Annotated in this window: 9 protein-coding genes; 3 read left to right on the top strand and 6 right to left on the bottom strand. The window is 65.7% G+C overall.

The window, feature by feature from the left end; genetic code table 11:
- Positions 1 to 154: 154 nt before the first annotated feature.
- From NKJ08_RS37085 to NKJ08_RS37065, 5 genes are all read right to left on the bottom strand, one after another.
- Complete coding sequence (locus tag NKJ08_RS37085) at positions 155 to 1,093, bottom strand: ABC transporter substrate-binding protein (RefSeq protein ID WP_352530016.1); 939 nt, start codon at positions 1,091 to 1,093, stop codon at positions 155 to 157.
- A gap of 77 nt (positions 1,094 to 1,170) precedes the next feature.
- Positions 1,171 to 2,148, bottom strand: a complete 978-nt coding sequence (locus NKJ08_RS37080; protein ID WP_502904224.1) for an ABC transporter permease subunit — start codon at positions 2,146 to 2,148, stop codon at positions 1,171 to 1,173.
- Between the two features lie 20 nt (positions 2,149 to 2,168).
- Positions 2,169 to 3,713, bottom strand: coding sequence for a sugar ABC transporter ATP-binding protein (locus NKJ08_RS37075; RefSeq protein WP_352786159.1), 1,545 nt, complete (start codon positions 3,711 to 3,713; stop codon positions 2,169 to 2,171).
- On the bottom strand, positions 3,710 to 5,089 hold the full coding sequence (locus tag NKJ08_RS37070; RefSeq protein WP_352786157.1) for an FGGY-family carbohydrate kinase: 1,380 nt from the start codon (positions 5,087 to 5,089) through the stop codon (positions 3,710 to 3,712). Before NKJ08_RS37070 ends, NKJ08_RS37075 begins: the two co-directional genes overlap by 4 nt.
- Positions 5,086 to 5,868 carry a DeoR/GlpR family DNA-binding transcription regulator gene (locus NKJ08_RS37065; protein ID WP_352530024.1) on the bottom strand — a complete coding sequence of 261 codons (783 nt, stop codon included), beginning with the start codon at positions 5,866 to 5,868 and terminating at the stop codon, positions 5,086 to 5,088. Before NKJ08_RS37065 ends, NKJ08_RS37070 begins: the two co-directional genes overlap by 4 nt.
- 213 nt (positions 5,869 to 6,081) lie before the next feature.
- Here NKJ08_RS37065 and NKJ08_RS37060 point away from each other — a divergent pair, with 213 nt between their 5' ends.
- From NKJ08_RS37060 to NKJ08_RS37050, 3 genes are read left to right on the top strand one after another with little or no spacing between them, the layout of a single operon-like run.
- Positions 6,082 to 7,125, top strand: a complete 1,044-nt coding sequence (locus NKJ08_RS37060; protein ID WP_352530026.1) for a class II aldolase/adducin family protein — start codon at positions 6,082 to 6,084, stop codon at positions 7,123 to 7,125.
- Position 7,126: 1 nt separating this feature from the next.
- Positions 7,127 to 8,425 (top strand): FGGY-family carbohydrate kinase, encoded by a 1,299-nt coding sequence (locus tag NKJ08_RS37055; protein ID WP_352530028.1) that lies wholly within the window; start codon positions 7,127 to 7,129, stop codon positions 8,423 to 8,425.
- The gene (locus NKJ08_RS37050) at positions 8,422 to 9,267 is read left to right on the top strand and encodes a TIGR01459 family HAD-type hydrolase (RefSeq protein WP_352786155.1); all 846 of its coding nucleotides are present in this window, start codon (positions 8,422 to 8,424) and stop codon (positions 9,265 to 9,267) included. The genes NKJ08_RS37055 and NKJ08_RS37050 overlap by 4 nt, the downstream gene beginning before the upstream one ends.
- A 20-nt stretch (positions 9,268 to 9,287) precedes the next feature.
- Here the strand turns inward: NKJ08_RS37050 and NKJ08_RS37045 are convergent, their stop codons facing one another.
- Positions 9,288 to 10,094: an exodeoxyribonuclease III gene (locus NKJ08_RS37045; RefSeq protein WP_352786154.1), complete on the bottom strand. Its 807-nt coding sequence runs from the start codon at positions 10,092 to 10,094 to the stop codon at positions 9,288 to 9,290.
- Positions 10,095 to 10,349 lie beyond the last annotated feature (255 nt).

The following is a 10,349-nucleotide window of genomic DNA, read 5'->3' as shown; positions in this document are numbered from 1 at the left end:
CCCCCCCCCCCCCCCCCCCCCCGCGCGCGGCGCCGGTCGCTGCGTGGGGTTTTGGGGTGCGTACACAAAAACTACACCCCCCCCCCCCCCGGGCGCGCCCCCCCCCGCGGGGGGGGCGGCCCCGCCCCCCCCCCCCCCACCAGGCTTGGGAGGCTTAGCGAGCCGCGGTCCAGCCCTTGTAGTCCTTCAGGTTCCCGGCCGTGATCAGCTTCGGGTCGAGCAGCACGGTGGGCTCGGCCGGCTTCTTGCCGGCAAGCAAGTCAGCCGCCATCGTCAGCGACTGCCCGGCCATCACGTAGGGATCCTGCGAGGCCGAGGCCTTGATCATCGACGTGCCGGAAGCGAGTTCCTTCTCGATATCGGGCGCGCCGTCGACCGCGGTGAAGATGAACTCCGAGCGGTTGAGCTGCTTGGCCGCAAGCTGGGCGCCGATCGCCGTCGGATCGTTGATGGCGAATACCGCGTCGATCTTGTCGAAACGGGTCAGCAGCGACTGGAACACTTTCAGGCCGCCGTCACGTGAGCCTTCGGCGTTCTGGTCGTCGGAAAGGATCTTGATGTCGGGGTGTTTTGCCAGGACGTCCTTGCAGCCCTTGACCCGCTCCAAGATCGACGATGACGACGGGCCGTTGAGGATGACGTAGTCGCCCTTGCCGCCGGTATGGTCGACCAGATACTGGCACGCCTCTTCGCCGGCCTTGACGTTGTTGGTCATCACAGTGACGTCGGCGCCCGGCGCCGAAACGTCGAAAGCGGCAACGACGATGCCGGCCGCCTGCGCCTTCTTCACCGCCGGCGCGATCGCCTTGGCATCGACGGCGTTGAGCATGATGACGTCGACGCCGGCGGCGATAAAGGAATCGACCTGCGAAACCTGCTTGTTGAGGTCGTAGTCGGCCGATACCGACGTCACCTGCACGTTCGGGTTGATCTTCTTGGCCGCGTCCTCGATGCCTTTGATGGTGGCGACGAAGAACGGGTTGCCGAGCAGGCCGACCGAGATGCCGACCTTGTTCAAATCCTTGGCCGATGCCGGCGCGATGACGGCGGCCGCAAGGGCGACGCCGCAGAGCAGTTTAGCGATGGTCTTCATTACTTTCCTCCGATTGCCCCGCGCCTCTCACGGTGCGTTACACATGAAACCGGCTCCTTGCCGGCGACTAAGGGCCATCACGTTCTTGCTCCTGCCTGGAGCCTGTAGCGGTCGAGGGCGACCGCCACGATGATGACCAATCCCTTGATGATGTACTGCCAGATGTCGGAAACACCGGCGAGGATGAGCCCATTGGAGAGCACCGCGATGATCAGGCCACCGATCAGCGTGCCCCAGATCGAGCCGACGCCGCCGACGAAGCTGGTGCCGCCGAGAATGACCGCGGCGATCGCATCCAACTCGTAGGACTGCCCGAGCTGCAGCCCGTTGGCGGCATAGAGCCGGGCCGCCGACATGGCGCCGCCAAGGCCGGCCAGAAGGCCGGAAACGCCGTAGACAAAGAGCAGCACCAGCGGCACCTTGATGCCGGTCAGCCTAGCGGCCTCGGCGTTGCCGCCGACGGCGTAGATCCAGGTGCCGAGCACGGTGCGCTTGAGCACCAGCCAGGACAGCACCACGACCGCCAGCGCGATGATCACCAGCCAGGGAATACCGAACAGCGAACCGTTGCCGATGAAGTCGAACGGCAGGTCCGAGTTGAATACCGTGGTGTCCTGGCCGAGCAGGCGGGCGACGCCGCGCACGGCGGTCAGCGACCCCAGCGTGACGATGAAGGGCGGCAGCTTGATATAGGCGATCAGCAGCCCGTTGATGATGCCGAAGCCGAGGCCGACGAGAATGGCCGCCGGCACGCCCAGCAGTCCCCAATCGGGCACCAGCGACACCATCACCGCCACCATCGCTGAGGCGGCAAGGATCGAGCCGACGGACAGGTCGATGCCGCCGGTCAGGATGACGAAGGTCATGCCGGCCGCCAACACGATGTTGATCGACGATTGCTGCATGACGATCAGCAGATTGGTCTGGGTGAAAAAGCGCGGGTTGATGAACTGGAAGCCGACGGCCAGCAGGATCAGGATCGGCAGCATGCCGAGCGCGGCAATAGCAGTGCGCCACCTTGTGCTCCTGCCGATCGCCCGGTCATCCGCTTTCATCGTGTCGGCCACCTTGTCGGTCATTGCTGAGCCGCTCCCGTTGCAAGTTCCATGATCGCTTCCTGCCGCAGTGGCTCGCCTCCCAACGCCGTCACCTCGCCGGCAATGGTGCCGTCGCGCATCACCAGCACGCGGTCGGCGATGCCGATCACCTCCGGCAATTCGCTGGAGATCATCAGGATGGCGATGCCTTTCTTGGCCAGATTGTCGATCAGCCGGTAGATCTCCGACTTCGCCCCGACATCGACGCCGCGGGTCGGCTCGTCGAGGATGACGACCTGCGGCTCTGTTTCCAGCAGGCGGGCGAGCAGCACCTTCTGCTGGTTGCCGCCCGACAGCGAGCCGGTATTGGCCTGCACAGGGCTGGTGCGGATGGAGAGGTCTGAAACCGCCTTGGCGGCGCGCTTTTCGGCAGCATTGAAGTCGCGCAGACCGCCGGCCTTCGCGTCCTTTGCCAGCACGCCCATGCTGATGTTGTCGGAGATCGACATGTCGAGGAACAGGCCAAGTTGCTTGCGATCCTCGGTCAGGTAGGCGATGCCGGCATCGAGCGCCTCGCGCGGCGAATTGATGGATATCGATTTGCCACCGAGTTCCAGCGTGCCGGCGGTGCGCCGGTCAGCCCCGAAGATCAGCCTTGCGAGTTCGGTGCGGCCCGAACCGACCAAGCCGGCCAGAGCCAGCACCTCGCCTTTGTGGAGGTCGAAGGAACAATTTTTTATGAGATTGCCATCCGACATGCCGCGCACCGACAGCGCGACGGCGCGCTTGCTGTCCGGCGGGCGGTGATCCTTCTTGTAGAAGGTCGACAGATCGCGCCCGACCATCATCGATACCAGGCGCGAGGCGTTCAGATCAGCGCGATCGAGCGTGCCGACATAGCCGCTGTCGCGCAGCACGCTGACGCGGTCGGCGAGCTGGTAGACCTCCTCCATGCGGTGGCTGATGTAGATGATGGCGATACCTTGCGACTTCAGCGTCGCGATCACCTCGAACAGCCGGTCGGTCTCACGCGAGGTCAGCGACGTGGTCGGCTCGTCCATGACGATGATGCGCGCATTGGTCGACAGCGCGCGGGCGATTTCGACCAGTTGGCGCTCGCCGAGCGACAGGCTGGCGACGGGAGTGCGCGCCGAAAAAGTCACGCCGAGCCGCGCGATGATCTCGCTGGCGCGCCGGTTGCACTGCTCGCGGTCGACGATGCCGAACCGTCGCGGCTCGTTGCCGAGGAAGATATTCTGCGCCACCGACAGATTGGGCGCCAGCGACAGCTCCTGATAGATGACCGCAATGCCGGCGGCGCGTGCCTTGATCGGCTCGCCGGTGGCGGCCGGCACGCCGTCGATCAGGATCTCGCCGCCGGGATCCGGCCGGTAGGCGCCGGACAGCACTTTCATCAGCGTCGACTTGCCGGCACCGTTCTCGCCCATCAGCGCGTGCAGCTCGCCGGCATGGACGGTCAGCGACACATCGTGCAAGGCGCGGATCGGGCCGAATGTCTTGGAGATATGGCGCATTTCCAGCACCGGCTGGCGGGCCGTCTCGATCCGGGCGGCGGCGCTCATCGTGCACCTCCCGCAGCTGCGCTGGCTACACCCCGGTCGGCGGCAAGGCCGCGCCAGTCGTTGCGGTAGCCGGCAAGGCCGCTGAAGCTTGCCGCATGCACCGCCTCCGGCGCCTCAGTGGCAAATTCGCGTCCGGCACTTTCGAAGGCAAGTGCCGCAGCACCGGTGGCGCTGCCCTCCAGCGTTGCGCCTTGCAGGAAGGCCTGCCCGGGGCGCAATTGCGCCAAGAGCGCGGCAAGCATGCCGCCATTGTTCAGGCCGCCATCGACGATCACCGTATTGTCGGAATGGATCAGCTCAAGGCACAAATCGACCATCAGCGCGACATAGAGCAGCGCCATGGCCGCCCGTTCCTCGGCATTGGGCGTACGCCCGACCAGTTCACCGCGGCGGTGTGGCATCGGGCCGCCGGGCGCGAAGCTCGGCAGCGCGATGATGCCGGCGTCGATCACCCGCTGGATCGAGGACGGCGCGATCGCACCCTGCCAGCCGGCGCTGATCGTCGCGAATTCGCGGCCGCCCATGAAGCGGATGGTCGGCACCGGGCCGCCACCGATATCGACGTTGACCAGCATGTCGCGCTCACCGTCGAGCGCGTCGAGCGGACAGTCCGGATTGAGCACGACGACCCAGGTGCCGGTCGAGACCACGGTCACCGGCCCGAGCTGCTGCCGGCGATAGGCATAGAGCGCGGCATTGCTGTCGTGGACGCCATTGTGGATGGCGACCGGCTTCGCGGCTTGGCCGAAGCGTTGCTCGCCGATCACCGCGCCGGCACGCTCGAAGGCGGGCATCTGGCCGCGCCAGCCCTCTGCGTCGACCAGCGAACTGAAATCTTGGCTGCGCGGCGCCCATAAATGCGAATGGCAGCCGAGATAGGACACTTCCGATACCGGCCGACCACCAAAACGCCAGCTCCAATATTGGGGGTAGCCGAGGATCGATTTCGCTGTGGTGAAGGCGTCGGGCTCCACCTCCTTCAGCCACAGCATGTGGCGGCCGTAATTGAAGCCAAGCGGCAGGCGCGGCGAAAAGGTCTCGGCAAAATCCGGAATGCGGCGGTCGATCCGCGCGGCGATTTCGGCTGGCGGTTCCTGCTCGTAATCGAGGATCGGATACGTCAGCGCAGCGTCGTCGATCAACGCGAAGGTGCAGCCATGGCCGGATACCATCAGCCCGTCCACGCCATGCGTGTCGACCGCGTCATCGATGGCGCGGGCCGCCCAGTCGTGCAGCGCTGCCTCGTCGAGCACGCTGAAGCCGCCTTTGCGGATCCAGCTCGGCTGGGTGCGGCGCTCGTCAAGGATGCGCCCGTCCTGGCCGAAGACGAACAGCTTCGAATTGGTCTTGCCGAAATCGAGGACCGCGATGTTCACTGGGCGCCTCCCGAGGACGCGGCGATCCGCACCATGACGCCGGCGTCTTCGAGCACGCGCGCATCGGCGTCGGACAGGCCGTCATCGGTGACCAGCGTACCGATCCGCGACAGCGGCAGCGCCACGTTACGCGCATGGATCGACAGTTTGCGGCTGTCGGCCAGCACGACGATCTGGTCGGCGCACAGGCTGAGCTCGACGATCGAGCGGACCAGCAGCGGGTGCGATTCCAGCAGGCCTTCCTGGCCGATGCCTTGCGCGCCGAGAAAGAACTTCGAGGCGTAGAACGGCACCGCCTGGGTCAGCGAATGGATGATGCCCGGCTCACGGTGCAGTTCGCCGCCGGCGACGGTCAGGCTGCAATGGCCGTGGTCGCTGAGATAGGCCGCGAGCGGCATCGAGTTGGTGTAGAGCCGGATGTTGCGGTCGGCGAGCTTGACGCCGAGATGGAAGCAGGTCGAACCGCCATGCACGATGACCGCGTCGCCGTCGCGCACCATGGTCGCCGCCAGAGCGGCGATCTGCCGCTTGGCCTCGACGGCGAGGTCGCGGTTCTCGTCATAGGGCCTGGCATAGGCGACGCCGGCTTGCGAAGCGCCATCGAGCGCCGAGATGCCGCCATAGACCTTGCGCGCTTCGCCGGCCTCGTCGATCTTGTCGATATCGCGCCGCACCGTCGCCGCCGACACGCCAAGCCGCTCCTGCAGTTCCCGCACCGATGCGAAAGGCCGGTCCCGCAAAAGCTCGACAATCTGACGCTGGCGGCCGGAGTCGCTCAAACCTTACCTCCCAATGCCCTTTGCCTCCCCAGTGCCATTTGCGTGGCAATTGGTGCAACTTACTCAACGCACCTCGGATTGCAAGCGTGATTTGACGCGATAACATCACTGTTGACGTAACTTACTCGCATCTGCGATACCAGCGTCAGTCTCGTCCCGGCAACGGGACGTCCAAAGCCGTGGCCACGCGGCCGGTTTGTGGAGGAATTTCCGATGACGATCAGTGCGGATGCGCAGGAATTGGCAGCGCTGCGGTCGCTTTCAGCCGAGATCGGCAACGACCCGCATCTGACCCAGGCCGCCGGCGGCAACACCTCGCTGAAAGCCGGCGACACGCTGTGGATCAAGGCCTCGGGTACCTGGCTAAAGGACGCGCTGGCCGAGGACATCATGGTGCCGGTCAGCATCCCGCCGCTGCTTGAAGCCATCGAACGGCGCGACCTGGCCGCCGAACAGCCGCAGGCCTTCGCCATCGAAGCGCTCAATGCCCGCGGCCTGCGCCCGTCGATCGAGACCACGGTGCATGCGCTGATGCCGCAGCGCATCGTTCTGCATGTCCACTGCGTCGAGACCATTTCGCTGGCCGTGCAGGCCGACTGCGAGGCCGAGGTCGCCAGGCGGCTCGATGGCCACCAATGGGCCTATGTTCCCTATCGCCGGCCGGGACTGCCGCTTGCCCAGGGCATCGCCGAGCGCTTGCGGCCCGGGGTGGACATCCTGATCCTCGGCAATCACGGCCTGGTCGTTGCGGCCGAGACCGTCGCCGAGGCCGACATGCTGCTGCGTCGCGCGACACGGCTGCTGGCGCGGCCGCCACGCCAGGTGGCGGAGCCGGACATCGCGGCGCTGACGGCGCTGGCCGGCGACAGCGGCTACAGATCGCCGGGCGATGTCGAGGCGCATGCGGTGGCGATCGACCCCGAAAGCTGCCGCATGGCTTCGGGGGGCAGCCTCTACCCCGACCACGTCATCTTTCTCGGCGAGGGTTCGGTCGTGGCGAGACCGGGCGAGGACGTGAAGCGCGTCGTCGGGCGGTGCGGCACGGCGCCGGTGGCGATCCTGTTTCCCGGCCTTGGCGTGCTGATGCGCGGCGGCGCCAGCGCCGGTGCCGACGCCATGCAGCGCTGCCTCGCCGACGTGACCGCGCGGGTCGACGTCGCGGCGAAGCTGAACTATCTGACAGCGGCGGAGAATGACGAACTGATCAACTGGGACGCCGAGCAGTATCGCCAGAAACTCAATGCTGCCGGCAGCTGACATGTCGCTTTCAATCGGCCCACTTGCCATCGGCATCGACATCGGCACATCCGGCGCGCGCGCCGTCGCCATGCGCCCGGATTTTTCGATCGCCGCGCAGTCCACCGTTCCACTCGACAGATTTGGCCAGAACGCCCGCGACCCCGCTACCTGGTGGTCGGCGGTAAGCGCAGCACTGACTGAGCTGCTTTCCCAGGTCGATCGCACCGCGGTCCGCTCGATCGCCGTCGACGGCACTTCGGGCACGCTGCTGCCGGTCGAGGCTGCCGGGCGGCCGCTGGCCGAGCCGTTAATGTACAACGACAAGGTCGCTGACAAAGCTATCCTGGCCGCTGTCGCTCGCCAGGCGCCGGCAGCGAGCGCCGCGCATGGCCCGACCTCGGGTCTTGCCAAGGCGCTCTGGTTCCAGCGCCTGCCCGGTGTCGTCCCCGAAATCATCAGGGTGCTGCACCAGGCCGATTGGATCGCGGGACAGTTTTCCGGTCGCTTTGACATCAGTGACGAGAACAATGCCCTGAAAACCGGCTACGACGTCGAGGCCCGCCGCTGGCCGGACTGGATCGCCGCAACCGGCATGCACATGGACCTTCTGCCTCGCATTGTCCGGCCGGGCGACATCACAGGCACGCTCTCGCCGAGCACCGTGGATCTGTTTGGCCTGCCGCATGACGTGGTCGTGGTCGCCGGCACCACCGATGGCTGCGCCTCGTTCCTGGCGACCGGTGCAACGGCTGCGGGCGACGGCGTCACTGCGCTCGGCTCATCGCTGACCATCAAGATCCTCTCCGATCGGCCGATCTCGGCGCCGCAATTCGGCATCTACAGCCACAGGCTGGGAGACACCTATCTGGCGGGCGGCGCCTCGAATTCCGGCGGCAAGGTGCTGGCCCAGCATTTTCCCGTCGGCCGCATCATCGAACTCAGCAAAAAAATCGACCCCGCGACGCAGACCGGCCTCGACTATTACCCGCTGCCGGTGCCCGGCGAGCGCTTCCCCATAGCCGATCCGGCGCTGCCGCCGCGTCTCGAGCCGCGGCCTGCCGACGACGCCGATTATCTGAAAGCCATGTTCGAGGGTATTGCGGCGATCGAAGCGCTCGGCTATCGCCGGCTTGCTGAACTCGGCGCACCCCGGCTGACATCGGTCAGGAGCGTCGGTGGTGGCGCGGCAAATCCGGCCTGGACGGCGATCCGGCGGCGCAAGCTTGGCGTCGCCCTCTTGCCGGCTCTGTCGGATGAGGCCGCCGCCGGCACGGCGCGGCTGGCGCTGATGGGCGCAAGCGCAGCGGGGCTTTTATGACGGCAGTTCAACATCTCGACGGCATCGGCGCGCTGGCCGAGCGCTACCAGGTGTTCCTGGTCGACCAGTTCGGCGTGCTGCACGACGGCACCAACCCGTATTCCGGCGCTGTCGAAGCATTGTCGGCGCTCAAGCGCGCCGGCAAGACCACCGTGCTGATCTCGAATTCCGGCAAGCGGGCCGAACCCAATGAGCGCCGCCTGCTGAAGCTCGGCTTCGAACCGGGAAGCTGGGATCACTTTGTCTCCTCTGGCGAGGTGGCGTGGCGCTCGTTCCACGAAATGGCGGCATCCGGAGCCCTGCGCTCGGAGACAAAATGCCTGCTGATCAGCCGCGACAATGACCGGTCGGCGGTCGACGGCCTGCCCTTCGTCCTGGCAAAGGACGGTAGCGATGCCGAACTGGTGCTGATTTCCGCCAGCGAGGGCGACCGTTACGACCTCGACCACTATCGCCGGCTTCTTGGTCCGGCGGCAGCGCGGCAGGTGCCATGCTTCTGCACCAATCCCGACAAGATCATGCTGACTGCCGTCGGCCCTCGCTTCGGCGCCGGCCGGCTCGCCGATCTCTATGAGAGCCTCGGCGGCAGCGTCACGCGCATCGGCAAGCCCTATCCGCAGATATTCGAGGCAGCCCTGGCACTGGCGGACAATCCGGATCGCGACAGCGTGGTCTGCGTCGGCGACAGCGTCGAACACGACATCGCCGGTGGTATCGGCGTCAGCGTCGCGACCACGCTGGTCCTGTCAGGCATATTGGCGGACACGCCTGATCTGGAGGATGTTTTCGCCTCGCTGAACGCCCGCCCGGACTACATCGCCGAGTCCTTCAGGTTTCCCTGAGCTGCGTAAGGCGGACAAAACTAATCCAGGTCGAAGCGTCCGATCACCGGCACATGGTCCGAGGGCCGTTCCCAGCCGCGTGCCAGCCGCTGGATTTCATAGCCGGCAAAATGCGGCACAAGGTTTGGCGACGACCAGATATGATCGAGGCGCCGGCCGCGATTTGAGGCTTGCCAATCCTGGGCGCGATAGCTCCACCAGGTGTAGAGCTTCTGCTCGTAAGGGACATTGAGCCGCATCAGGTCGACCCAGTTGCCGGCGAGCCGCATCGCCTCGAAATTTTCCGTCTCGACCGGCGTATGGCTGACGACGTTGAGGAGCTGCTTGTGCGACCAGACATCGTGCTCGAGCGGCGCGATGTTGAGATCGCCGACCAGGATCGAGCCGGAGTGATCGTCATGCTCGGCGCGGACGGCATTCATTTCGGCAACGAAATCGAGCTTGTGCTTGAACTTGCGGTTGACGGTCGGGTCTGGCTCGTCGCCACCGGCCGGAACGTAGAAATTGTGCAGCAGGATCGTCTTGCCGCCGGCCTTGACGGTGACCGATAGATGCCGGCTGTCCTCGATCTCGCAGAAGCGGCGCTTTTCGACGATCTCGATCGGCCGGCGCGCTATGGTCGCAACGCCGTGATAGCCCTTCTGGCCATGGAAGGCGATGTGCTCGTAGCCGAGCTTGCGGAAGGCCTTCTCCGGAAACAATTCGTCTGGAACCTTGGTTTCCTGCAGGCAGAGAACGTCCGGCGCCTGCTCCCCAAGAAGGCGCTCGACGATCGGCATGCGCAGCCGGACGGAGTTGATGTTCCAGGTAGCGACGGAAAAGGACATGCACAAAGGATCCGGAGCCGCGCATGAAATGCCAAAGGTGAACGCCTTTGGCCAGGGGTCATGCGCCCATGAAAGAGTCGGCCCGGAATCTGCCAGCCGCAAGCCTCAAAGACAAGCCGCCGCACTGAGCTGGGGGGTGTTGATGTTCAAGAAGGTCGGCGCCGCCCCTCATTGCCCTGCCAGCGTCTTTCTCCCCGTATAGTGACGGGGAGACAGACGCGGGCCGTGGCCTCGGGGGCGGTTTTGTCACGCTGG

It is taken from the genome of Mesorhizobium sp. M0244 (assembly GCF_040321795.1).
Taxonomy (GTDB): Bacteria; Pseudomonadota; Alphaproteobacteria; order Rhizobiales; family Rhizobiaceae; genus Mesorhizobium.
This window is presented reverse-complemented; position numbering and strand designations above follow the sequence as displayed.